General features: G+C 53.9%; 27 protein-coding genes. All 27 read right to left on the bottom strand.

Going from position 1 to position 22,348, the window contains the following annotated elements:
- Nucleotides 1-8: 8 nt before the first annotated feature.
- Nucleotides 9-1,091, bottom strand: coding sequence for a flagellar biosynthesis protein FlhB (flhB, locus tag GHH_RS05750; protein WP_013523406.1), 1,083 nt, complete (start codon nt 1,089-1,091; stop codon nt 9-11).
- Between the two features lies 1 nt (nt 1,092).
- Entirely contained in the window at nt 1,093-1,866 is a 774-nt protein-coding gene (gene fliR / locus GHH_RS05745; protein ID WP_013523405.1) for a flagellar biosynthetic protein FliR, read from the bottom strand.
- A 6-nt stretch (nt 1,867-1,872) separates the two neighbouring features.
- Nucleotides 1,873-2,142, bottom strand: a complete 270-nt coding sequence (gene fliQ, locus GHH_RS05740) for a flagellar biosynthesis protein FliQ (protein WP_011230735.1) — start codon at nt 2,140-2,142, stop codon at nt 1,873-1,875.
- 15 nt (nt 2,143-2,157) lie between these two features.
- Nucleotides 2,158-2,826, bottom strand: a complete 669-nt coding sequence (gene fliP, locus GHH_RS05735; protein WP_015374414.1) for a flagellar type III secretion system pore protein FliP — start codon at nt 2,824-2,826, stop codon at nt 2,158-2,160.
- A complete protein-coding gene (fliZ, locus tag GHH_RS05730; RefSeq protein WP_015374413.1) occupies nt 2,819-3,475 on the bottom strand; it encodes a flagella biosynthesis regulatory protein FliZ in 657 nt (218 codons plus the stop codon). The genes fliP and fliZ overlap by 8 nt, the downstream gene beginning before the upstream one ends.
- A 19-nt stretch (nt 3,476-3,494) precedes the next feature.
- Complete coding sequence (locus tag GHH_RS05725) at nt 3,495-3,854, bottom strand: response regulator (protein WP_013145750.1); 360 nt, start codon at nt 3,852-3,854, stop codon at nt 3,495-3,497.
- Nucleotides 3,855-3,879: 25 nt separating this feature from the next.
- Nucleotides 3,880-5,061 (bottom strand): flagellar motor switch phosphatase FliY, encoded by a 1,182-nt coding sequence (gene fliY / locus GHH_RS05720; RefSeq protein WP_015374412.1) that lies wholly within the window; start codon nt 5,059-5,061, stop codon nt 3,880-3,882.
- The gene (gene fliM / locus GHH_RS05715; RefSeq protein WP_011230730.1) at nt 5,051-6,055 is read right to left on the bottom strand and encodes a flagellar motor switch protein FliM; all 1,005 of its coding nucleotides are present in this window, start codon (nt 6,053-6,055) and stop codon (nt 5,051-5,053) included. Before fliM ends, fliY begins: the two co-directional genes overlap by 11 nt.
- Nucleotides 6,056-6,083: 28 nt before the next feature.
- The gene (gene fliL, locus GHH_RS05710; RefSeq protein WP_011230729.1) at nt 6,084-6,512 is read right to left on the bottom strand and encodes a flagellar basal body-associated protein FliL; all 429 of its coding nucleotides are present in this window, start codon (nt 6,510-6,512) and stop codon (nt 6,084-6,086) included.
- Entirely contained in the window at nt 6,499-6,723 is a 225-nt protein-coding gene (locus GHH_RS05705; RefSeq protein WP_014195456.1) for a flagellar FlbD family protein, read from the bottom strand. Before GHH_RS05705 ends, fliL begins: the two co-directional genes overlap by 14 nt.
- A gap of 43 nt (nt 6,724-6,766) precedes the next feature.
- Nucleotides 6,767-7,633, bottom strand: coding sequence for a flagellar basal body rod protein FlgG (gene flgG / locus GHH_RS05700; RefSeq protein WP_014195455.1), 867 nt, complete (start codon nt 7,631-7,633; stop codon nt 6,767-6,769).
- Nucleotides 7,634-7,651: 18 nt separating this feature from the next.
- Entirely contained in the window at nt 7,652-8,080 is a 429-nt protein-coding gene (gene flgD / locus GHH_RS05695; RefSeq protein WP_014195454.1) for a flagellar hook assembly protein FlgD, read from the bottom strand.
- Between the two features lie 17 nt (nt 8,081-8,097).
- Nucleotides 8,098-9,288 (bottom strand): flagellar hook-length control protein FliK, encoded by a 1,191-nt coding sequence (locus GHH_RS05690; protein WP_015374411.1) that lies wholly within the window; start codon nt 9,286-9,288, stop codon nt 8,098-8,100.
- Nucleotides 9,285-9,896: a MotE family protein gene (locus tag GHH_RS05685; RefSeq protein ID WP_015374410.1), complete on the bottom strand. Its 612-nt coding sequence runs from the start codon at nt 9,894-9,896 to the stop codon at nt 9,285-9,287. The genes GHH_RS05690 and GHH_RS05685 overlap by 4 nt, the downstream gene beginning before the upstream one ends.
- Nucleotides 9,897-10,343, bottom strand: a complete 447-nt coding sequence (gene fliJ / locus GHH_RS05680; RefSeq protein ID WP_014195451.1) for a flagellar export protein FliJ — start codon at nt 10,341-10,343, stop codon at nt 9,897-9,899. It lies immediately after the preceding gene.
- Between the two features lie 42 nt (nt 10,344-10,385).
- A complete protein-coding gene (gene fliI, locus GHH_RS05675) occupies nt 10,386-11,696 on the bottom strand; it encodes a flagellar protein export ATPase FliI (RefSeq protein WP_081601522.1) in 1,311 nt (436 codons plus the stop codon).
- A complete protein-coding gene (gene fliH / locus GHH_RS05670) occupies nt 11,674-12,453 on the bottom strand; it encodes a flagellar assembly protein FliH (RefSeq protein ID WP_015374408.1) in 780 nt (259 codons plus the stop codon). The genes fliI and fliH overlap by 23 nt, the downstream gene beginning before the upstream one ends.
- Complete coding sequence (fliG, locus tag GHH_RS05665) at nt 12,437-13,456, bottom strand: flagellar motor switch protein FliG (RefSeq protein ID WP_015374407.1); 1,020 nt, start codon at nt 13,454-13,456, stop codon at nt 12,437-12,439. The genes fliH and fliG overlap by 17 nt, the downstream gene beginning before the upstream one ends.
- 12 nt (nt 13,457-13,468) lie before the next feature.
- A complete protein-coding gene (gene fliF, locus GHH_RS05660; protein ID WP_015374406.1) occupies nt 13,469-15,055 on the bottom strand; it encodes a flagellar basal-body MS-ring/collar protein FliF in 1,587 nt (528 codons plus the stop codon).
- An 81-nt stretch (nt 15,056-15,136) separates the two neighbouring features.
- Entirely contained in the window at nt 15,137-15,433 is a 297-nt protein-coding gene (fliE, locus tag GHH_RS05655) for a flagellar hook-basal body complex protein FliE (protein ID WP_011230718.1), read from the bottom strand.
- A 19-nt stretch (nt 15,434-15,452) separates the two neighbouring features.
- A complete protein-coding gene (gene flgC / locus GHH_RS05650) occupies nt 15,453-15,905 on the bottom strand; it encodes a flagellar basal body rod protein FlgC (protein ID WP_013145762.1) in 453 nt (150 codons plus the stop codon).
- A 3-nt stretch (nt 15,906-15,908) separates the two neighbouring features.
- Nucleotides 15,909-16,298 carry a flagellar basal body rod protein FlgB gene (gene flgB / locus GHH_RS05645; protein WP_011230716.1) on the bottom strand — a complete coding sequence of 130 codons (390 nt, stop codon included), beginning with the start codon at nt 16,296-16,298 and terminating at the stop codon, nt 15,909-15,911.
- Nucleotides 16,299-16,495: 197 nt separating this feature from the next.
- Complete coding sequence (gene codY / locus GHH_RS05640; RefSeq protein ID WP_011230715.1) at nt 16,496-17,275, bottom strand: GTP-sensing pleiotropic transcriptional regulator CodY; 780 nt, start codon at nt 17,273-17,275, stop codon at nt 16,496-16,498.
- Nucleotides 17,276-17,291: 16 nt separating this feature from the next.
- Entirely contained in the window at nt 17,292-18,686 is a 1,395-nt protein-coding gene (gene hslU, locus GHH_RS05635; protein ID WP_015374405.1) for an HslU--HslV peptidase ATPase subunit, read from the bottom strand.
- A 17-nt stretch (nt 18,687-18,703) separates the two neighbouring features.
- A complete protein-coding gene (hslV, locus tag GHH_RS05630) occupies nt 18,704-19,246 on the bottom strand; it encodes an ATP-dependent protease subunit HslV (protein WP_011230713.1) in 543 nt (180 codons plus the stop codon).
- Between the two features lie 23 nt (nt 19,247-19,269).
- Nucleotides 19,270-20,172: a tyrosine recombinase XerC gene (gene xerC, locus GHH_RS05625; RefSeq protein WP_015374404.1), complete on the bottom strand. Its 903-nt coding sequence runs from the start codon at nt 20,170-20,172 to the stop codon at nt 19,270-19,272.
- Between the two features lie 95 nt (nt 20,173-20,267).
- On the bottom strand, nt 20,268-22,343 hold the full coding sequence (gene topA / locus GHH_RS05620) for a type I DNA topoisomerase (RefSeq protein WP_015374403.1): 2,076 nt from the start codon (nt 22,341-22,343) through the stop codon (nt 20,268-20,270).
- Nucleotides 22,344-22,348 lie beyond the last annotated feature (5 nt).

Genomic DNA, 22,348 nt, shown 5'->3' with positions numbered 1-22,348 from the left:
CCTTGTTGCTACACGTTTCCTTTGAGCCGATAGACGTACGCCAAAATTTCCGCCACTGCCTTAAAAAACGCCTCTGGAATCATGTCGCCGACTTCCGTCTGGCGGTAGAGCGCCTGCGCAAGCGGGCGATTTTCGACCGTCACGACGCCATGGGTTTTCGCCACTTCCTTGATTTTCAACGCCATATAATCCGCCCCTTTCGCGACGACGACTGGCGCTTCCATCTTGCCGTCTTCATACTTGAGGGCAACGGCGTAATGCGTCGGGTTGGTAATGACGACATCCGCGTTCGGCACTTCCTGCATCATCCGCCTCATCGCCATCTCACGCTGTTTTTGCTTGATGCGCGATTTGATGAGTGGATCGCCTTCCGTCTTTTTGTATTCATCTTTAATGTCCTGTTTGGACATGCGGATGCTTTTTTCAAATTCAAACCGCTGATACAAGTAATCAAACAGCGCTAAAAACAAGAGCGCCCCCGCGGCGTACAGCCCCATTTTCACCGTCAAGCCGCCGACGACAGTCAAAGCCTCACCCGGCGTCTTGGAAACGAGCGCCGCAAGCTCGCTTCGTTCGGCCAACAGCGCCGCAAACACGACCGCACCGATGATTCCAGCTTTTAACACGGATTTCAACAGCTCGACCAAGGCGCGCAACGAAAACAGCCGTTTCATTCCTTGCACGGGATTGAGGCGGTTCCCATCCATTTTTAACGGTTCAACGGTGAACAAGGCGCCGATTTGCAAAAAGTTGGCCAACCCAGCCGCCAGCACTGCGGCGGCGAACAGCGGCGCCAAAAGCAAGGATGCATGGGAAAGCCAGTCAAGAAACAGCCGGTGAAGCGAGTCAACCGTCAACGAAGGGGAGGCAGAATCGGACAAGGCGCGGGCGAACAACCGCAGCAGACCGTCCCGCTCGTACGCCCCCGCCAAGGACAAAGCAAGAAATGAAGCAAGCAACACGGAAGCGGAGACGACATCACCGCTTTTGGCCACCTGTCCTTTTTCCCGCACTTCTTGCCGTTTGCGAGGCGTCGCCTTTTCCGTTTTTTCCCCAGCGAAAAATTGCAAATCGAGCCGCCACTCGCCCATCTTATCCGCCCCCCAACAGCCGCATCAACTCGCGCAACGAGGCAAACATGAAGTGAAATACACTGCGCGCCGCAAGCAATATCGTCCCAATCCCCGCCAACAGGAGCAAAAACGCCGCTGCCGTTTTGGCGGAAAAGCCGACCGCAAAAATGTTCATTTGCGGCACCGCGCGGGCGATGATGCCAAGCGCCACGTCGACTAAAAAGAGCGATCCGACAAGCGGGGCCGCCATTTGGAAAGCGGCGGCGAACATCGCAGCAAACGCCCGCACCGCGTATTCCACCGCCCGACCGTCAGCAACGTGCGGCAGGCGGTCAAGCGGCAACCAATGATAGCTGTAAAACATGCCGTCAAGCAGCAAATGGTGGCCATCGAGAGCGAGCAAAAGCAGCAGGGCGAGCAAATGAAGATATTCGCCAAGCAGCGGGCTTTGCGCTCCAGTTTGCGGGTCGATGACGTTGGCGATGGCAAACCCGATTTGAAAATCGATCAAGCCGCCGGCGATTTGCATCGCCGCCATGAGGATCGCTGCCAGCAGCCCGAGCGCCAATCCGACGAGCGCTTCTTTTACGACAAGCAATACATACACACCGTCAAGCGCCAACACCGGTTTGGGCATCGCCAAAAACAACAGCCAGCTGAACAAAAACGCCAATCCGGCTTTATACGAAGCCGGCACGGTCCGATAGGAAAACAACGGCATCGCCGCGAAAAACGAAGCGGCGCGGACAAAGACGAGCAAAAACGCCGGAAAATAAGTCCATGCTTGTTCCATCGCCGATCAGCCTATAAACGAAGCAAGATTGTTGAAAATATCGTGCGCGTACGACACCATTTTCGAGAGCATCCACGGCCCAAAAAACACAAGTCCAAGCAAGACGGCGACGATTTTCGGCACAAACGCGAGCGTCTGCTCTTGAATTTGCGTCGCCGCCTGGAAAATGCTGACGACAAGCCCGACGGCAAGGGACAACAACAAGAGCGGCCCGCAGACGACAAGCACGATATACACGCCTTGTTCAGCAAGGCGGATGATGAAATCGGCACTCATAAACGCCACCTATCTTTATTGAAAACTTTGCAACAATGATTTGACGACCAAATGCCAGCCATCAACAAGGACAAACAATAAAATTTTAAACGGCAGCGAAATCATCACGGGCGGCAGCATCATCATCCCCATCGACATTAAGACGCTGGCGACGATCATGTCGATGACTAAAAACGGAATAAAAATCATAAAGCCCATTTGAAACGCCGTTTTCAACTCACTGATGGCAAACGCCGGCACGAGCGCGGTCATCGGGATGTCGTTGACCGTTTTCGGCTGTTTGGCGCCGCTGTATGATAAAAACAGCGCCAAATCTTCCTGCCTGGTGTATTGGCTCATAAACTGCTTCAGCGGAACAGCCGCCCGTTCATACGCCTCCTCCAAGTCAATTTTGTCGGCAAACAGCGGCTGCAATGCCTGATCGTTGATTTCTTTCCAAGTCGGCGCCATAATGAAAAACGTTAAAAACAAGGCGAGCCCGACGAGCACTTGGTTCGGCGGCATCTGCTGCGTGCCGAGCGCCGTGCGCACAAACGACAAAACGATGACGATGCGGGTAAAACATGTCATCATAATGAGAATGCCGGGTGCGATCGACAACACGGTGAGCAACAGAAGAAGCTTCACCGCTGTCGACACGTGCTCGGGAGCCATCGAATCAAACATATGGACAAATTCACTCATCGTCCGCCGTCCCTTTCTTCTTCAACCGATTGAGCCACTCGTTTCGCTTTTCGGCCATTTGCTTCATCTCCTCCGCCAACAGCGCCGAAAACGACGGCGGCAAACCGTTTTTCCGCTTTGATTTCCCCGTCCACTCGCCTCGAAGGAAGGAGCCAAGCCGGCCCAACTCCGCCATTCGCTCCAACCGTGCGCGATGTTGCTCCAACAGTTCATTCATTTCTTGTTCGTCTTCAATTTCTTTCAGAAGCTGAATCGAATCACCGACACCGATGACGAGCAGCCGACGGCCGACTTTAATGAGCTGTACAGAGCGGTTCGTCCCGACGCTCGTCCCGCCGAGATGCTCGATGACGCCCTTTTGGCTTGAAACAAACGACTGACGGCGGGACATCCACCTTAACACCGCATAAAGGAGAATGAGGACAAAGGCGGTCGCGCCGATGAGCCGAAGCACATCGGAAGCGGAAACCGCATCAGCGGCTTGATTCGCTGTTTGGTTTGTCTGCTGCCCGGAAGGAGCTGACGGCCCGCATGAATCGGGATGCTGCAGGCAGTCGGCGACCGTGGGGCTTTGGGCGGCCGATGCCGGCGTCGGCCCCAAAGCAATGGCTGCTGCCAGCAAAACGGCCGCCCAGCGCCAAATTGCCATCGTTTCCACCTCTGATCGCTCACCCGATCGTTTTGTTGATCGCTTCGATGACGCGGTCCGCTTGGAACGGCTTGACCACAAAATCTTTCGCTCCGGCTTGAATGGCATCAATCACCATTGCCTGCTGCCCCATCGCGGAGCACATAATGACTTTGGCATTGCTGTCGATTTTTTTAATTTCCTTGAGCGCCGCAATCCCATCCATCTCCGGCATCGTAATATCCATTGTCACGACATCGGGCCGCGTTTCCTTGTATTTCTCGATCGCCTGCCGTCCATCGGCCGCTTCGGCGACGACTTCATGTCCGTTTTTCGTCAAAATGTCTTTAATCATCATGCGCATAAATGCCGCATCATCAACGACAAGCACTCTTGCCATGTCCCCTAACCTCCCAAACGCCTGTTTATTTTAACTTTGTCAGCCGATCGCTTTGGCTGATGATGTCCGTGATGCGGACGCCGAAATTTTCATCGATGACGACAACCTCGCCTTTCGCGATCAGCTTGTTGTTGACAAACACATCGACCGGTTCGCCGGCCAGTTTATCGAGCTCAATGATCGATCCAGTCGACAGCTGCAAAATTTCCTGCACCGACCGCTTCGTCCGTCCGAGTTCAACCGTCACCTGCAGCGGCACATCAAACAGCAGCTCCAAATTGCGCGCCTCCGTTGCCGCAAGCGGCGGGGCATCGAACTCGACGAAATCGGCGGTTTGAATATGCCGAGCGGCTGCACCATCCCTCTCCTTGTCCGCGCGCCCAGCCGGCGGTCCATCCGTCGAACGGCTCGCCGCTTCTGAAGCGGCCGCACCGCCGTTCGCCTGAACGTCAATTGGAACAGGCTGCGGCTCGCGAAACGGCCGGTCGTCCGCCGACGACTTAAGGCTCACTTCCGCTGCCCCCGGCTCCTCAAGCGGCGAGCCGAGCAATTGGGCAACCAATTCTTTCGCGAAATCGATCGGCAACAGCTGCATAATGCTTGAGTCGATCAACTCGCCGATTTTCAGCCGAAATGACACTTTAATGAGAAAATCTTCGTCCGGCAAATATTCCATCCCTTTTCCTTCCGCCAAATCAAGCAGGTGGAGCGTCGGCGGGGAAATATCAACCCGCTTGCCAAAGACGGTCGACATCGACGTCGCCGCTGAACCCATCATTTGGTTCATCGCTTCTTGAACAGCGCTCAGCTGAATCTCTCCGAGCGGACCATCGGCCGCCGTTCCGTCGCCGCCAAGCATTAAATCAGCGATAATCGCCGCGTCTTGCTGTTTAATGACCAACAAGTTTGTCCCGAGCAGCCCTTCCGTATAGTTGACTTGGATGGCGACATATGGCTGCGGAAATTCATCCGCGACGCTTGTGCGCTCGATAATGGACACGCTTGGCGTCGTAATTTCCACCTTTTGGTTCAATAACATCGACAGGGCAGTGGCCGAACTGCCGAAAGAAATATTGCCGATTTCCCCAAGGGCGTCCTGCTCAAGCGGAGAGAGAAGATCATGAAGCGCCGGAATAGGTCCGTCGCTGTCCATTCCGCGCAACAAAGCATCAATTTCATCCTGCGACAACATTCCATCATTCATCATGGTCGTCTTCGTCCCCCTCGATCATCGCTAAAATTTGCACCGCCAGCTTTTTGTTCCGCTTCCCCGGCTGGCCGATAAACTTTGGAATATGGCCGATTTTGACCACGAGCGGCTCATGAATCGACTGCTCGAGCTGAATGACATCGCCGGCCTCGAGTTGAAGAAATTCATTGACCGTGATGACCGCCGTTCCCAGTTCAGCGATAATCGGCAATTTTGCCGCGCGGATGCGCTGTTCGATCCGTTTCGCTTCCTCGGGGGAACGCTCCTTTTTTTGCGCCTGCATCCAGTAATGCACCGACAGCCGCGGCATAATCGGCTCCAAGACGACATGCGGAATGCACACATTCATCATGCCGCGCGCTTCGCCGATTTGCGTGTTGAGCGAAATGACGACAACGGTGTCGTTCGGCGCAATCATGCGCAAAAACTGCGGATTGACTTCAAAATCGACAAAGAGCGGGTCGACTTCCGCCACCGATTCCCAAGCGTCGCGCCAATGGACAAACGCCTTGTCAAACAAATTGGACATGATGCGTGTTTCAATCTCCGTCAAATGCTCCACTTTATCCATCCCGACGCCGCGCCCGCCCATCACCCGGTCAAGCATGGCGTAAGCGATGTTCGGGTTGACTTCCAAAAGGACATGCCCGCCGAGCGGCGGCACCTCAAAGACATTGATGATCGTCATTTTTGGGATGGAGCGGACAAATTCTTCGTATGGAATTTGGTCGGCCGATGCGACCGAAATTTGCACATATGTTCGCAGCTGGGCGGAAAAAAACGTTGTCAGCAGACGGGCGAAATTTTCATGAATGCGCGTCAGGCTGCGGATTTGATCTTTGGAAAACCGGAGCGCCCGCCGAAAATCATACGTTTTGACGCGTCGGCCTTCCTCCTCTTTTTTCAGCTCCTCCGCGCTCATCTCCCCTGCAGAAAGCGCCGCGAGCAACGCGTCAATTTCGCTTTGCGACAATACTTCCCCGGCCGTCATTTCATCTTCCCCCCTTCCAATGACAGGGCTACTGGAGGATAAAAGAGGTAATGTAGACGTTCTCCACTCTCCCTTCTTGCATCAATCCGTTGATCTCGCGCTTCAGCCTCTCTTTCAGCGCCGTCAGCCCTTCTTTTCCTTTAAAGTCGGCCGCTTTCATCTGCGAAAGTTGCTCGATGATCACGTCTTTCATCTGAAAATCGCGTTTCTCCGCCTCTTCTTTTCCTTGATCGCTGTCTGTTTCAATTTTAAATGAGATTTTAATATAACGTCCGTCTGCTAAATTGGTGGTCATTTCCGGAATATCGATCGATCGTTCCGCCAGTTCGTCAGCGCTTGGCGCCCCTTGTTTTTCCGCATGCCCCATCTTCATCACCGCGACAAGCGCCGCCGTTCCAGCCAAAGCGATGACCGCCAGCACAATGATCATCGTTTTGATTGCTTTATTCCCTTTCACGGTCCAATCCTCCTGCTTTCGGTAAGCGAAACACACCAAGCTGCTGGTAAAATTCGCTCGCTCGCGCCGCCACTTGCTCGACCGTTTCGCGCACGACGAATTTTTTTCCGTTCGTCAGCGTCACGGTCGTATCAGGAAACGCTTCAATTTGTTCGATGTACAACGCATTGAGCACAAACCGTTTGCCGTTGAGCTTCGTTAACGAAATCATCGGGCAACAGGCGCAAGACGCCGCTCACGCCCTACCTCCTATTCTATTTTTTCAAGTTGACAAGCTCTTGCAAAATTTCATCCGATGTCGTAATGATGCGCGTATTCGCCTGGAAGCCGCGCTGGGCGACGATCATCTCCGTGAATTCCTCAGCAAGGTCGACGTTGGACATCTCAAGCGCGCCGGAGACGATTGAGCCCGCTCCGCTTTCTTGAGGCGAGTAGGCAATCCATTCGTTTTGATTATTTGGATTGATGATTGTGCCTGAGTTGGCTGTTTCTCTAAATAAATTTCCTCCTACTTTTTCTAAACCATCATTGTTGGGGAACTTGGCCAGTCGAATTCTCCCTGCCACTTGCAAGTTTCCAACCGCATCTACATAGTTCACAACCCCATCAGCGCCGATGCTGACGCTTTTCGCATTAGTTGGAATTTGAATTCGAGCCCGTTTTCCCGTAAATGCCCCGTTCTCATATCCTTCACCAACTAAATATAAGCCATCGGTATTGACAATATATCCCTCTTTATCTAAATAAAAATTTCCTGCTCTCGTAAACAACGGATTTATAAGATTTCCATTATTCAACTCGCCGAGAATAAAGAATCCATCTCCTGAAATCGCCAAATCGAGCACGCGGCCGGTCGTTTGCAAGCTGCCTTGCGTATGGACGGTGTCGATCGCCGCCAGCTGCGAACCGAGCCCGACCTGCTTTGGATTCGTCCCGCCGCGGCCGGCACCGGCATTGGGTCCGCTTGCTCCCGAAATCGTCTGGCTCATCAAATCTTTGAAAATCGTTCGTCCTTTTTTAAACCCGTACGTATTGACATTGGCAATGTTGTTGCCGATGACATCCAACTTCGTTTGAAAGTTGCGCATGGCGCCGATTCCGGAATACATGGAACGAAGCATCGGTTTCCTCTCCCCTTTTTATCCTTTTTGTTCGACTTTCACGACCGCATCCGCGGCAATCGTTGTCCCGTTATCAAGCCCAAGAGTCACTTGGCCGTCTTTTTGCATGACCGATTGAACGACGGCGCTCATCGTCGTCTCGCCGTCTTGCCAGTGCACCGTTTTGCCGATCCATTCGCTGTAGCGCAAAAGCGCATCGCGGCTTGACGCTTGCATCCATTGCTGCATCAAATTGGCGATGTTCATCATTTGCTCAAGCGAAGAGAAGCTCGCCATTTGCGCGATAAAGTCTTTATCTTCCATCGGATTGAGCGGGTCTTGGTTTTCGAGCTGAGCGAGCAAAATTTTGAGAAAATCGTCTTTTCCTAAAATTTGATTGCCCGTTTTCCGTTCCGGCTGAACCGCGTTTGTCAGCCATAAGCTCCCGTCAATCGCATTCGTTGTCATCCTCGTTCTTTTCCCCCTTATGCGTCAGCTTCGATCCCGTCTAGCGCAAACGGGAAGGAAGATGATGGCTCCCGCTTTTGTTTTTGCCGCGATTCGCCCTGCTGCTGCCCTCCTTGGCGGTTTCCGGAATATGGCGGCATCGCGGGGCTGTCATAATCCGACCAAACGGTCCATTTTTCGACCGTGATGGAACTCGCATCAAGCTGCTGAGCAAGCTGCGGCAAATGAGCGTAGAGCAACTCTTTCACCGCGTCGTTCGCCACGAGCAGCTTGGCGGCGAGCTTTCCACCTTCCTCTGTCATTTTCACCGTCACCGTCCCGAGATGTTCCGGATGCAGACGGATGACAAGCTGCATGACACCGTTTGGAAGCTTCATCCACCGCGCCGACCTTAGCGCGTGGGCGACTTGATCAGCGACGCTTCCGCCAGCTGACGCCGGCATCTCGCCGACCAACCCGACAGATGAAAAGGAGGGTGATAAAAGCGCAGGAGGAGTAGTGAACGAAGGAGCGGCCTCGCCGCCCTGCCCCTTGTCCCCCCTTTTTGGCAGCGAAACGTCTTTTTCGCCAGCCGGTCGCACAGAAGAAACTCCGTTCGGCAGCGCGACAACCGCCCTGTTGCCTCCCTGCTCACGGAACGGGCGCTGGTCGCCGTCGCTCAGGAGCAGTGGAAACATCCCGGTTTTTCCGCTGGAAGGCGAACCCGATTCAGCATCGATATGACCACGTTTTTGTCCGTCGGTTATGAACGCACGTTCCAATCCCGCTTCATCGGCCGCCGGCTGAGCGGCAATCTTTTCTTCACCATTCATCGCACCGACAAACGGAAATGTCCCATGATCACTCGTTTTCCCTTCCGCCTGCTGATCCGCCGCTAAAAGCGGCGCGCCTGCAGCTGCCGAAATTGGAGCGACAGCCCAAGCAGCCACGAGGGAAGGGGCAAACCACAATGATTCGATTTGCGCCGGCTTCTTTTCCGCTGAAGATGGTTGTCCGGCTGCGCCCGTTTCCATTCCGCCATTTTGCCAATCTGGCTCTTTGTTTTTGCTCGACTCCTCTTGAAGCAAGCTAGTCTCTGCCCCAGCGGGCAATAACTCTTGTTGCTTATCAGCAAGCAACGCCGCAAACACGTTTGCGTTTTCCGCCTCTTTTTTCACCGCCATAGCGCCTGCCGATAGCGGCGCGTTTGCTGTGATCGTTACTTTCATTCGGCCGCCTCCTTCCCCATCGCCCTTTTACTTAACGATGCCAACAGTTTCGCCGCCTGCCCAGCCGGCATTTGTTCCAAAATGGCTGCCGCTTTGTCGCCGTCAATCTGGCTCAGTACACGGAGCGCTTCGCTCTCAGGCAGTTCCGCTAAAATCGCCGCCGCCTGTTTTTCCGACATGGCGTCATACATGCCGACGACATCTTCTTCCGTCAAGGCCGGCTCGTCAACAGGCTCAGCCTGAGCGTCCGTTTTCCCGCTTGGCGCAGACAGCTGGGCGATTTCCTTTTCCTTTGCCGCCAATTCGTTTTTCAACTGCTTGATTTGCTTTTGTTGGTCGGCGATCGTTCGTTTTTGCTGGTTGATCGTCTGCTGCTGAGCTTCAATCGTTTTTTGCAAAGCTTTCTCCCTTTTGCTCCAGTTGATCCACTCGGAGACAAACGGCGCCTTTATGGTCCACTGCTTTGCCGCCTTGGCCACATCAACGCCGGCAATGTTTAAAATCAACAACAGAAAGGAGGCGGCAAACGCACTCGGAATGACAATGACAAACAACAGCCATTGCCACCAACTCGCCTGCATTTCCTGTTCAACTTTGCTCTCCGCCATCTATACCTCTCCTTGCCTTGCAAAACGTTGAACCGCCATTTCATCGAGCAGGCGGCGTTCCGCTTCCCTCTCAAGCTGCTCGGCCCACCGCTTCATGCGCTCGCGCATTTTTTCGTATTTTTTCACTTCGATATTCAATTCCATCAAACGCTGCTGCCGGCGCTGCATCTGCTCGCGCGCCTGCATGACGACGAGCTGATAATGGTCGATCATCCGCTCTAAATTCGCCATATATTGCAGCCTAAGGCGAATGTCTCCAACGGACAGGCCGGCTTGAAGCTGTTCATCCCGAGCCGCCGCGCATTCTTCTTTTTCCTTGAGCAGGCGGTAAAGCGTTTCGGCTGCCTGCTCAAACCGGCGGACCGCCTCCTCGTATTCGCCAAGCGCCTTTTCTTTTTCTTTTTCTTTCATCGCCAGCACTTTTTGCAGCCGAAACGTCGGCGTCACATTTGTTCACCCTTTCATCGTCTGAACATGGCGCGCGATTTCTCACCGAACCGACAGCAAGCGCAACAACCTATCAATGCTTTCGGCGCGCGTCGTTTTTTCATCGATGTTTTGGCGGCAAAACGCCATCATTTGCGGATAAAATTCGATCGCCTCATCAATTTCTTGGGACGACCCCCGTTTGTACGCCCCGATTTGAATCAAATCCTCCGAATCGATATAAGTGGACAGAAGGCGGCGGAACCGGTTTGCCGCTTCGCGGTGCTCTGCGCTGATCATGTGGGGCATGACGCGGCTGACGCTTTTGAGCACGTTGATCGCCGGGTAATGCCCTTTGTTCGCCAGCTGGCGTTCCAACACAAAATGGCCATCCAAAATGCCGCGCACCGCATCAGCGATCGGCTCATTCATGTCATCGCCGTCAACAAGCACCGTATAAAACGCGGTGATCGTGCCGGAAGCGTTCGTTCCAGCCCGTTCAAGCAGCTTTGGCAGGAGGGCGAAGACCGATGGCGTATAGCCTTTCGTCGTCGGCGGCTCACCGACGGCAAGGCCAATCTCCCGCTGCGCCATCGCGACGCGGGTGACCGAGTCCATCATGAGCATGACATCCGCCCCTTGGTCGCGAAAATATTCGGCGATCGCCGTTGCCGTATAGGCGCCTTTGACGCGCATCAGCGCCGGCTGGTCGGACGTGGCGACGACGACGACCGAGCGGGCCAAGCCGTCTGGGCCAAGGTCGCGCTCTAAAAACTCGCGCACTTCGCGGCCACGCTCGCCGATTAAGGCGATGACGTTCACATCAGCCGACGTATGGCGGGCAATCATTCCCATGAGCGTGCTTTTGCCGACGCCCGAGCCAGCAAAAATGCCGACGCGCTGCCCCTTGCCGACGGCAAGCAGGCTGTCGATGACGCGGATGCCGACTTCAAGCGGTTCGACAATCGGCGGCCGAACGAGCGGATTGGGCGGATCGCGTTCGACCGAAACCGGCTTCAGCCCGGGCGGCAACGGGCTCCCGTCAAGCGGTTGGCCGAGCGGATCCAGAACCATGCCAATGAGCGCATCGCCGACGTGCACTTCAAGCGGTCGGCCGGTCGCTTCGACAAAACAGCCGGGAGCGATATGGGTCGTGGCGGAAAACGGCATAAGCAAGACGTGCTGTTCATGAAAGCCGACGACTTCGGCGGGAATTTTCCGGCATCCGCTCTGTTCATGGATGTAACAAAGATCCCCAATCGAGCTTTTCGGTCCTTTCGATTCCATCATCAAGCCGATGACGCGCGACACTTTGCCAAACCGTTTATACAAGTCGACAGTGTTGATTTCATCAAGAAGCGCCTGCCAGTTCAGAAAACGCCCCCTCCTTCAATCGCCGGTAGAGCGCCTCGCGCAGCCGCTCAAGCTGTACATCGACGCCCGCCTCGATGCGTCCAAACGGCGTCTCCACGACACATCCATATTCAGGAAGCGCATCGTCCGGGTAGATGAATAGATCAACGCGATGCGGAAACAGAGATTTCAGCAGCTCTTTTTGTTCTGCCACGATTTCGTAGCCGTGCGGATGCACATAAACGGCCACTTCCGTTTGCTGGCGCACTTCCTGCAACGCTTGGTGCACGAGCGGCAAAAAAGCGTTTCGATCGCCCTCAAGCGCGGCGCCGAGAATGCGTTCGGCCGCTTTTAACGCCACCTCCAGCATCGCCTCAGCCGTCGATTCGATGCGAGCGTAAAATTCGGTGTTCGCTCGCTCCGCCAAGCGGCGGGCTTGCTCAATCAACGCGCGGTGCTCGCTCAAAGCCTCCTCGCGCCCAGCCGCATAGCCGTCTTCATACCCGCGGGCGCGCGCTTCCTCGATGAGGCGCTCTTTCTCACGCTGCCATTCCTCTTTGTCGCGGGCCAACTGCTCGCGCACCGATTCGTAATATTGCTCTGCCTGGCGGCGAAGCTCGGCTGCTTCTTCCTTGGCGGCGGCGACCGCTTCCATCTCCCGTTGCCGATCGTCGCCGGACGATGGAAGATCGGAAACATGGCGCTGCACGACGATCGTCTTTTTCCCAGAGCGCACCGCCAATTTTGGCGCTTTAATGACGTTAGACAATAATATCATCTCCTCCCCCGCGCGCGATGACGATTTCTCCAGCCTCTTCGAGACGTCGGATCACGGCGACGATGCGCGATTGCGCCTCCTCGACATCACGCAGCCGGACTGGCCCCATATATTCCATTTCTTCTTTGAACGTCTCCGCCATTCTTGTCGACATGTTGCGGAAGACGATGTCTTTCACTTCATCGCTCGCCACCTTAAGCGCCAGCATCAAGTCATTGTTATCCACTTCGCGGATGACGCGCTGAATGGCGCGGTGATCGAGCGTCACGATATCTTCAAAGACAAACATCCGTTTTTTGATTTCCTCGGCCAGTTCCGGATCTTGGATTTCCAAGGCATCCAAAATCGTCCGCTCCGTGCTCCGATCGACTTGGTTCAGCACTTCCACGACCGCCTCAATGCCGCCGGCTTGCGTGTAATCTTGCACGACGGTCGCAGACAGCCGCCGCTCCAAAATTTGCTCGACTTCGTTGATAATCTCCGGCGATGTGCTGTCCATCAGCGCGATGCGCCGGGCGACATCCGCCTGCATTTCCTGCGGCAGCGCCGATAAAATTTGCCCTGCCTGCGCCGGCTCCAAATACGAAAGAATCAGAGCGATCGTTTGTGGATGTTCATTTTGGATGAAGTTTAACAGCTGCATCGGGTCGGCTTTGCGGGCGAAATCAAACGGCCGCACCATCAGCGCTGATGTCAGGCGGTTGATGATCTGCATTGCCTTATCCGGGCCGAGCGCTTTTTCAAGCACTTCTTTCGCATAGGCGATGCCGCCTTGGGCGATGTAATCTTGCGCCAGGGCGAGCTGTCGAAACTCTTCAAGCACTTCCTCTTTTTGTTCCGTCGTCACTTGACGGACGTTGGAAATTTCCAGCGTCAGCTTCTCGATCTCTTCCTCGGATAAATGTTTATAGACAGAGGCCGACACATCCGGGCCGAGGGAGATAAGCAGGATGGCTGCTTTTTGCCTGCCCGACAGCCCGCCTTTTCGTTCGCGCTTTGCCATACGCCGTTCCCCCTACTCTTCCGATAGCCACGTTTTTAATAGTTTGGCAAACTCATCCGGCTTTTCTTTCGCCAGACGCTCAAGCTGTCGACGGCGCAACGCTGCCTCCGTCTCCGGCGGCTCCGGCAAATCCGGCTCCGTCGAAAGCGGCGGAGCAAACAAGCGTTCTTCTTCCTCTTCCTCGTCTTCACGGCGGCGGCGCAGCCAGAGGAACAACAGCAAGGCGACGAGCAACAGCGCTCCTGCGCCGGCCGCATACCACCACCACACCGGCCGGTCCGGCGTCGATTGGGTGAATGTCGGCTTGCCGTTGAATTTTTGCACCGAAACGACGATGCGGTTGTTGATGTCTTGATCCGTGAGCGTTTGCGCCTCGCTTTTGTCAATTGACGTCCGAACGATTGTGCCTAGCAGTTTTTGAATATCATTGACCGTCTCGGGCGGCAGCGAGTTCGGATCATTAGGGTCAGGCGGCTCGACCATCACTTGGATGCCTAGGTCGCGGATTTTATATGGGCTTTCGACGATTTGCTTTTTGATTTTGTTTACCTCGTTGTTGATCGTCTCTTCGGTTCGTTCATAGTTGCCGTTTGTTGCGCCGTTTGCGTTTTGGTAGCCCGGCACTTCGTTCGCGCCTGTTCCAGCGGCGCCTCCGGGCGGCGCACCGCTCCCGGAGTACGTCTCTTTAATGCGCTGAACGCTGACGGCAATACCTTGCTTCGTTTTCTCGTCCACTGGAGAAACCAAATTTTCTTCTCGTTTCTCCTGCGTAAAGTCGACATCCGCCGTCACGGAGACGACGACTTTATCCTGCCCCATCATCGTGCCGAGCAGTTGCTGCACTTGGCGTTGAATGTCGCGCTCGATCTGCTTTTTGATTTGCTGCTGTGAGGCGAATGTCGCCCCTGTCGAATTTTCCCCATCATTTTTTAGGTCATAATACTCAAAAAACTGATTCATAATGACGATATTATCTGTAGAGAGATTCGGAACACTTTTGGCAACGAGATGATACAAGGCCCGAATTTGCTCGTCGCTGAATTGATAGCCCGGCTTCGTCTTCAGCACGATCGAAGCCGAGGCTTCACCTTTTCCATCGGAAACAAATACGCTTGGCTGCGGAAGGTTGATCATGACTTTGGCGTCCTCGACGCCGTCGATCGTCTTGATCAAGTTGGCGAGTTCCGTTTGCATCGCCTTCAGCTTCACCATATTGAACTCATTGTCCGTCATGCCGAAGCTCGCGTTTTGGCCGAAAAATGAATAGTCAATGACTCCACTGTTCGGGATGCCTTCCGCAGCGAGCTCGACTTTCAGCGCGTCCACTTGCTCTTTCGGCACTTTAATCGTCGTCCCGCCGTCCGCCACTTCGGCCGGAACGCCGCGCTGGTCAAGCGTTGCTTTAATTTGCCCCGCTTCTTGCGGCGACAAATTGCTGTAGAGGGGCACCATTTCCGTCCTTGTGGCGAAAAAGACGCCGACGCCAACGGCCAAAAGCACGGCCGCTGCCGCAGTGAGCACGAGCCATTTCTGCTTTTTTGTCCGTTCCTGCCAAAACGCGCGAGCGCGGCTCCACCACTCTTTCCATTTCCTTCTCATACAATTCCCCCGATGATCCAATACCTGCCGCCATAGCGCAACAATGGCGGCGGCTTCCGTATGTATTGCGATTCATTGCTGCTACAATGGCATGCGCATCATTTCCTGATACGCTTCGATCGCTTTGTTGCGGATCTCCAGCGTCAGCTGCAACGTGATGCTCGCTTTTTGCGCGGCGATCATCACATCATGCAACTGAACGTTCTCCCCGCGAACGAGCTTTTCCGTCAGCGCATCGGCTTGAATTTGCGCTTCGTTCACGCGGTTGAGCGCCTCTTTGAAAAATGCGGCGAATTGCTTTTGCGCCTCAGCCGGCTTCGCTGGGGGCGAAACGGCGGAAGACATCGTCAGCCCAATGCGGCTTGCTCCATCAATCATCGTTTATCCCCCTCGCATGCTATTTCCCGATCTCGAGCGCCTTCATGAGCATTCCTTTCGAAGCATTCAACACCGTAACGTTCGCCTCATACGAACGCGTCGCCCCGATCAAGTCCACCATTTCTTTCAGCGGGTCGACGTTTGGCAGACGCACATAGCCGTCGGCGCCCGCATCCGGGTGATTCGGGTCGTAGACGAGTTTAAACGGCGCCGGATCATCGACAATTTCGCGCACCCGCACTCCGCCGTCCACCGCGTCGGCACGGCCGAGCGCAGCCTGCAAATAGCCCGAAAACGACCCGCTCTGCGGTTCGATGATGACCATTTTGCGACGGTACGGCTCCCATTCGCCGTTGACAAGGCGGGCGCGCGTCGTATCGACGTTAGCGATGTTGGAGGCAATCACGTCCATGCGCAACCGTTGGGCGGTCAACGCCGAAGCCGAAATGTTTAGACTTTGAAACAAAGACACCCGTTATTTCCCTCCTTTAATCACGGTTTTCAACGTGGTAAATTTGCCGTTGAGCCGCTCGATTAAGGCATTGTAATAAATTTGGTTTTCTGCTAGTTTTGACATTTCTTGATCAATATCGACACTGTTTCCATTATGATTGTAACTCACCGTTGTGTCCGTCGTCACGATGATTTTTCCATTTTGTTCGTTTGGAAACGAAAAATGCTTCGGATTCGTCCGTTTGGCCTCAAGCCGAAACGCCCGTTCCAATTCAGCCTGAAAGCGCACATCTTTCGCCTTATAGCCCGGCGTATCGGCGTTGGCGATGTTGTCGGCGATCGCCTGTTGGCGAAGCGCAGCGTAGCGAAGCCCTTGTTCAAGCCAACCGATCGTCGCTGAAAAGAGCGCCAATGGAATCCCCTCTTTTCTCCTATTTTTCGACAATTTCTGCTAATTTTCATTTTACGGGAAAGAAAACCTAATGTATAGACGGAACTTGGTACTATTTTTCGACGATGCCATTACAGAAAAACGATGCCAAAGATGTTTGCCAACAACAAAAAACCCGCCGGGCCAAAATACCCAGCGGGCTTAGGCGACTACGCCGTTCAGCTCGATTTCAATTTTTCCAGTTCGCTTAAAAACTTGTCGTTCAATACTTTAATGTACGTTCCTTTCATGCCGAGCGAGCGCGATTCGATCACGCCGGCGCTTTCTAGTTTGCGCAGAGCATTGACAATGACCGAGCGGGTGATGCCGACGCGGTCGGCGATTTTGCTCGCGACAAGCAGCCCTTCCGTTCCGTCAAGCTCTTCAAAAATATGTTCAATCGCCTCAAGCTCGCTGTAAGAAAGGGAGCTGATCGCCATTTGCACGACCGCCTTGCTGCGCGCTTCCTCTTCAATTTCTTCCGCCTTTTCACGCAGAATTTCCATGCCGACGACCGTCGCACCGTATTCAGCCAAAATGAGATCGTCATTGTCAAACTCGCGGTCAAGGCGCGATAAAATGAGCGTGCCGAGCCGCTCGCCTCCGCCGTTGATCGGAACAATCGTCGTCAAGCCGGTTTTGAACAAGTCACGATTTTCCACTGGAAACGCCGTATATTCGCTATTAATATCAATATTAGGAGACGTTTCCGTAATGTTGAACAAGTTTTTCGTGTATTCTTCCGGAAACTGGCGCTCCTCCAGCATCCGCTTCATCCGTTCGTTTTCAATCGATTGTTTAATGGCGAATCCAAGCAGTTTGCCGCGGCGGCTGACGACAAACACATTGGCTTCAATCACTTCGCAAAGCGTTTCTGCCATTTCTTTAAAATTGACCGGCCGCCCGGCCGCCTTTTGCAACATGGCGTTGATTTTCCGCGTTTTCTCTAGCAAGTTCATGGATTTCATCTCCTCCTCATAAAATAAACTCGCTTAAATCTTTGTTTTTGACGATGCTGCCGAGTTTTTGCTCGACATATTGCGGTGTGATGACGACCTTGTCGATTCCGATGTCCGGCGCCTCAAACAGCAAGTCTTCCAGCAGTTTTTCCAAAATCGTGTGCAACCGGCGCGCACCGATGTTGTCGGTCGTCTGGTTTACTTCAAACGCCACCTCGGCAATCTTACGAATAGCATCGTCAGAAAATTCAAGACTTATACCTTCTGTTGCCAAAAGAGCTTGATATTGTTTAATGAGCGCGTTATTCGGCTCGACTAATATTCTTACGAAATCGTCGACCGAAAGTTTCGCAAGCTCGACGCGGATCGGGAAACGGCCTTGCAGCTCAGGGATCAAATCCGACGGCTTCGCCATATGGAACGCGCCGGCGGCGATGAATAAAATATGGTCTGTTTTCACCGGTCCGTACTTCGTCATGACGGTCGACCCTTCGACAATTGGCAAAATGTCGCGCTGCACCCCTTCGCGCGAGACGTCGGCCGAGCCGGACACCGCTCCGCTGCGGGCGATTTTGTCGATTTCATCGATAAAAATGATGCCGGACTGCTCAGCCAGGCGGACGGCCTCTTGCGTCACTTCATCCATGTCGATCAGCTTTTGCGCTTCCTCGTTGATGAGCACTTTGCGCGCTTCACTCACTTTGAGACGCCGCTTTTTGCGCCGCTTCGGCATGAGGCTGCTCAAGGCGTCCTGCATGTTCATCCCCATCTGCTCAATGCCTGCCCCTTGCAAAAAGTCAAACCATAACGGCGTCTGTTCCTCGATTTCAATCGTCACCATCTCGTTTTCCAACTGCCCGTTTGCCAGCTGCCAAGCAACTTGGCGCCGCTTTTGTTCCACCTGTTCATCCTCATGGCTGTAGCTGTTGTCCGCTTGGGCTCCTTGGCCGCCAAACAGCAGCTCAAGCGGATTTTTGATTGTCTGCTTTGGCTTGCCCGGAACGAGCAGTTCAACAAGCCGCTTGTTCGCCTGCTGTTCAGCCCTGTCTTTCACTTCGTTCATTTTTCGTTCTTTCACGATCCGAACTGACGTTTCCACCAAATCGCGCACCATCGATTCGACGTCGCGCCCGACATAACCGACTTCGGTGAATTTCGTCGCTTCGACTTTGATGAACGGGGCGCCGACGAGTTTGGCGAGCCGGCGGGCGATCTCCGTCTTCCCGACCCCGGTCGGGCCGATCATTAAAATGTTTTTCGGCATCACTTCATCGCGCAATTTTTCATCGAGCAAACTGCGGCGGTACCGGTTGCGAAGCGCGATCGCCACCGCCTTTTTTGCCTCTTTTTGCCCGACGATGAACTGATCGAGCTTTTCGACAATCTGCCGTGGAGTCAACGTTTCCGCCATCATCGGCCTCCTCCTTTTTACAGCTCTTCAACAATAATATGGCCGTTCGTATAAACGCAAATGTCAGCGGCGATCTCGAGCGCCGCCTTGGCAATCTCTTTCGCGGTCATCGAGCCGCCGGCGTACTTCTTCAACGCACGCCCAGCAGCCAACGCATACTGACCGCCCGAGCCGATGGCAAGCATGCCATCATCCGGCTCAATCACTTCGCCCGTGCCGGAGACAAGCAACAAATGCTGTTTGTCCATAACAATGAGCATCGCCTCGAGGCGGCGCAACACTTTATCGCTCCGCCACTCTTTCGCCAGCTCAACCGCCGCGCGCGGCAAGTTGCCATTCCATTGTTCGAGCTTGCCTTCAAACATTTCAAACAGCGTAAACGCGTCAGCGACGGAGCCGGCAAAACCGGCGAGCACGTTTCCTTGGAACAGCCGCCGCACTTTTTTCGCTGTATGCTTCATGACGACCGCATTGCCGAACGTCACTTGGCCGTCTCCAGCCATGGCGGATGCGCCGTTATGGCGGATGGCAAAAATTGTCGTCGCATGAAAGGCTCCCATCATTTCCCCTCCTTGCCTGCGGGTTACGCCCGCGGATGCGCCTGCAAATAAATATGCCGCAGCCGGTCTTTCGTTACATGTGTATACACTTGCGTCGATGACAAATGCGCATGACCGAGCAGTTCCTGCACCGAACGGAGATCGGCCCCTTCGTTGAGCAAATGAGTCGCAAACGTATGCCGAAGCACGTGCGGGCTGATGTTTTGCGTCAGCGCAGCGGCTTCGACAATCCGATCCAAAATATGGCGCACTCCCCGAGGCGTGAGCGGATTGCCTCGGGCGTTGACAAATAAATAGCGGTGGTCCGCCGGCAGCTTTCTTGTCAGTTCGCGTCGGCCCCTATGGATATACCGTTCAAGCGCTTCGCGGGCCGGACGGCCGAACGGAACGTAGCGCTGCTTGTTTCCTTTGCCGTGAATGAGCACGGTTTCCGCAACAAAATCGACATCAGACAGCTGTATGTGACAACATTCACTAACCCGAGCGCCAGTCGCGTACAACAACTCAACCAGCGCCGCATTGCGCTGGCCTAGGGCCGTATTTTCATCATTGACAAGAAACAATGCTTCTAATTCTTTTGGGTATAAAAAATTAGGAATTTTTTGCTCTTTTTTCGGCAGTGTCGCGAGCGCAAACGGATTTTCGGCCGCCCGCCCTTCGCGCAACAAAAACTTGTAAAAGCTGCGCAGACTCGAAATTTTGCGGGCGACCGAACGGCTGGCCAACTGTTGCTCGTATAGTTTCGTCAAATATAAACGAACGTCGCTGTAGGACACTTCATTGAGCGCGCCGATTCCTTCCTCATCCATAAACCGGAAAAACTGCTCAATGTCACGCCGGTAACACACAATAGTATATTGTGAATAATTTTTCTCGATTTGTAAATATTCCATGAATAATTGTAACGCAAGTTTCGAATTCTCCATCGCCTCACCCCGCAACGGCTACTACATCGTACCATATTCATCCGCATGAACGCAACTGTTTTTTTATAAAATTCTGAATTGTATCCGATGCCTTTTCAAGCTTCTAGCCGCTCTTCATAGTCGCACGCCGTGCATTGCACTTGCACACCTTTTTTCAGCTCTTTCTCCACAAGCAGCCCCGCGCATTTCGGACACGGGCGGGCGAGCGGTTTATCCCACGAGACGAAGTCGCAATCCGGGAAACGGTCGCAGCCGTAAAACACCCGCTTTCTTTTCGTGCTGCGCTCGACGATGTTGCCCTCGCGGCATTTCGGGCACTTGACGCCGATTTCTTTGACAATCGGCTTCGTATGGCGGCATTCCGGAAAATTCGAGCAGGCGATAAACTTGCCGAAACGGCCCATTTTGTACACCATCGGACTGCCGCACACCTCGCAGTCAATGCCGGCCGGCTCATCCTTAATCTCAACTGCGCGCATTTCTTTTTCCGCCACTTTCAACCGTTTTTCAAATTCGCGGTAAAACTCGTCGACGACTTTGATCCATTCCACTTTCCCTTCTTCAATTTCGTCCAATTCTTTTTCCATTTTCGCCGTAAACTCGACATCGATAATTTCCGGGAAAAATTCGAGCATCAGCTCGACAACGATTTCGCCGAGCTCGGTCGGGACAAACCGCTTGTTCTCAAGGACGACATAGTTGCGTTTTTGGATCGTATCAAGCGTCGGGGCATACGTCGACGGGCGGCCGATGCCGAGTTCCTCCAACGTTTTGACGAGGCGGGCTTCCGTGTAGCGCGGCGGCGGCTGCGTAAAGTGCTGCTTCGATTCGATCGTTTCGCTCTCAACTGTTTCCTCTTCTTCCAAATCCGGGAGGATACGGTCCTGCTCTTCCGCTTGATCGTCCGTTCCTTCAATATACACTTTCATAAACCCTGGAAATTTCACCTTCGAGCCGCTGGCGCGGAACACGACACCGTTGTTTTCCAACTCGACGCTCATGGTGTCAAGCACGGCGGCCGCCATTTGACTGGCGATGAACCGTTCCCAAATGAGTTTATACAACCGAAACTGGTCGCGCGTCAAATACGGTTTCACTTTGTCCGGATCGCGAAATGCCGATGTCGGGCGGATCGCTTCATGGGCGTCTTGGGCGTTCGTGCTTTTCTTCTCTTTCCGCTTTTCCTGGTTGACATACATAGCGCCGAACGTCGCCTCGATATATGCCGCCGCCTCTTGCTGCGCCGTCTCGGCGACGCGCGTTGAATCGGTGCGCATATACGTGATCAAACCGACCGTCCCTTCGCTGCCAAGATCGATTCCTTCGTACAGCTGCTGGGCGATCATCATCGTCTTTTTCGTCCGGAAATTCAGTTTGCGCGCCGCTTCCTGCTGAAGCGACGACGTCGTAAACGGCGGCACGGGGCTGCGCTTGCGCTCTCGTTTTGTCACCGTTTTCACCGCAAATGCCGTTCCGTTTAAGCGGTCCAGCACGGCTTTCACATCCGCCTCCGTCTTTAAATCGCGCTTTTGTCCGTCAATACTGTAAAACGAGGCGGCAAACGTCTCTCCTTCTTTTTGAAACGTCGCTTGAATCGTCCAATATTCTTCCGGCTGAAATTCGCGAATTTCTCGTTCCCGATCGATGATGAGGCGCAGCGCCACCGATTGGACGCGGCCGGCGCTTAATCCTTTTTTCACCTTTTTCCATAAGAGCGGGCTGATGTTATAGCCGACGAGGCGGTCGAGCACGCGCCGCGCCTGCTGGGCGTCAACAAGATTCATATTGATCGCGCGCGGCTTTTGAAACGATTGCTGAATCGCATCCTTCGTGATCTCATGAAAGACAACGCGGCAATCAGAGTGAATGTCCAGATCGAGCATGTGGGCCAAATGCCAGGCAATCGCCTCTCCTTCGCGATCGGGGTCGGCGGCAAGAAACACTTTTTTCGCTTTTTTCGCCGCCGTTTTCAACTCTTTGATCACCTGGCCTTTGCCGCGGATCGTAATGTATTTCGGCTCGTAGCCGTGGTCTATATCAACGCCCATTTGGCTTTTTGGCAAATCGCGGACGTGGCCCATCGACGCTTTGACTGTATATTTTTTTCCCAAGTATCGTTCGATCGTCTTCGCTTTCGTTGGCGATTCGACGATAACTAAGTAGTCTGACATCCATC

Source organism: Geobacillus sp. GHH01, assembly GCF_000336445.1.
GTDB classification, from domain to species: domain Bacteria; phylum Bacillota; class Bacilli; order Bacillales; family Anoxybacillaceae; genus Geobacillus; species Geobacillus zalihae.
The sequence above is the reverse complement of the archived record's forward strand: the minus strand, read 5'-3'. Positions and strand labels throughout refer to the sequence as shown.

Bases quoted from the DNA above. Each gene is read 5' to 3' on its own strand.
- fliQ (WP_011230735.1), bottom strand. From the start codon at position 2,142: ATGAGTGCCGATTTCATCATCCGCCTTGCTGAACAAGGCGTGTATATC.
- flhB (WP_013523406.1), bottom strand. From the start codon at position 1,091: ATGGGCGAGTGGCGGCTCGATTTGCAATTTTTCGCTGGGGAAAAAACG.
- fliF (WP_015374406.1), bottom strand. From the start codon at position 15,055: ATGAGAAGGAAATGGAAAGAGTGGTGGAGCCGCGCTCGCGCGTTTTGG.
- GHH_RS05725 (WP_013145750.1), bottom strand. From the start codon at position 3,854: ATGGCAAGAGTGCTTGTCGTTGATGATGCGGCATTTATGCGCATGATG.
- fliM (WP_011230730.1), bottom strand. From the start codon at position 6,055: ATGACGGCCGGGGAAGTATTGTCGCAAAGCGAAATTGACGCGTTGCTC.
- fliY (WP_015374412.1), bottom strand. From the start codon at position 5,061: ATGATGAATGATGGAATGTTGTCGCAGGATGAAATTGATGCTTTGTTG.
- GHH_RS05685 (WP_015374410.1), bottom strand. From the start codon at position 9,896: ATGGCGGAGAGCAAAGTTGAACAGGAAATGCAGGCGAGTTGGTGGCAA.
- GHH_RS05705 (WP_014195456.1), bottom strand. From the start codon at position 6,723: ATGATTTCGTTAACGAAGCTCAACGGCAAACGGTTTGTGCTCAATGCG.
- flgD (WP_014195454.1), bottom strand. From the start codon at position 8,080: ATGACAACGAATGCGATTGACGGGAGCTTATGGCTGACAAACGCGGTT.
- fliE (WP_011230718.1), bottom strand. From the start codon at position 15,433: ATGATTGATGGAGCAAGCCGCATTGGGCTGACGATGTCTTCCGCCGTT.
- fliG (WP_015374407.1), bottom strand. From the start codon at position 13,456: ATGGCAAAGCGCGAACGAAAAGGCGGGCTGTCGGGCAGGCAAAAAGCA.
- codY (WP_011230715.1), bottom strand. From the start codon at position 17,275: ATGAACTTGCTAGAGAAAACGCGGAAAATCAACGCCATGTTGCAAAAG.
- GHH_RS05690 (WP_015374411.1), bottom strand. From the start codon at position 9,288: ATGAAAGTAACGATCACAGCAAACGCGCCGCTATCGGCAGGCGCTATG.
- topA (WP_015374403.1), bottom strand. From the start codon at position 22,343: ATGTCAGACTACTTAGTTATCGTCGAATCGCCAACGAAAGCGAAGACG.
- fliH (WP_015374408.1), bottom strand. From the start codon at position 12,453: ATGATATTATTGTCTAACGTCATTAAAGCGCCAAAATTGGCGGTGCGC.
- hslU (WP_015374405.1), bottom strand. From the start codon at position 18,686: ATGGCGGAAACGTTGACTCCACGGCAGATTGTCGAAAAGCTCGATCAG.
- fliR (WP_013523405.1), bottom strand. From the start codon at position 1,866: ATGGAACAAGCATGGACTTATTTTCCGGCGTTTTTGCTCGTCTTTGTC.
- hslV (WP_011230713.1), bottom strand. From the start codon at position 19,246: ATGGGAGCCTTTCATGCGACGACAATTTTTGCCATCCGCCATAACGGC.
- xerC (WP_015374404.1), bottom strand. From the start codon at position 20,172: ATGGAGAATTCGAAACTTGCGTTACAATTATTCATGGAATATTTACAA.
- fliZ (WP_015374413.1), bottom strand. From the start codon at position 3,475: ATGGCAATTTGGCGCTGGGCGGCCGTTTTGCTGGCAGCAGCCATTGCT.
- fliP (WP_015374414.1), bottom strand. From the start codon at position 2,826: ATGAGTGAATTTGTCCATATGTTTGATTCGATGGCTCCCGAGCACGTG.
- flgG (WP_014195455.1), bottom strand. From the start codon at position 7,633: ATGCTTCGTTCCATGTATTCCGGAATCGGCGCCATGCGCAACTTTCAA.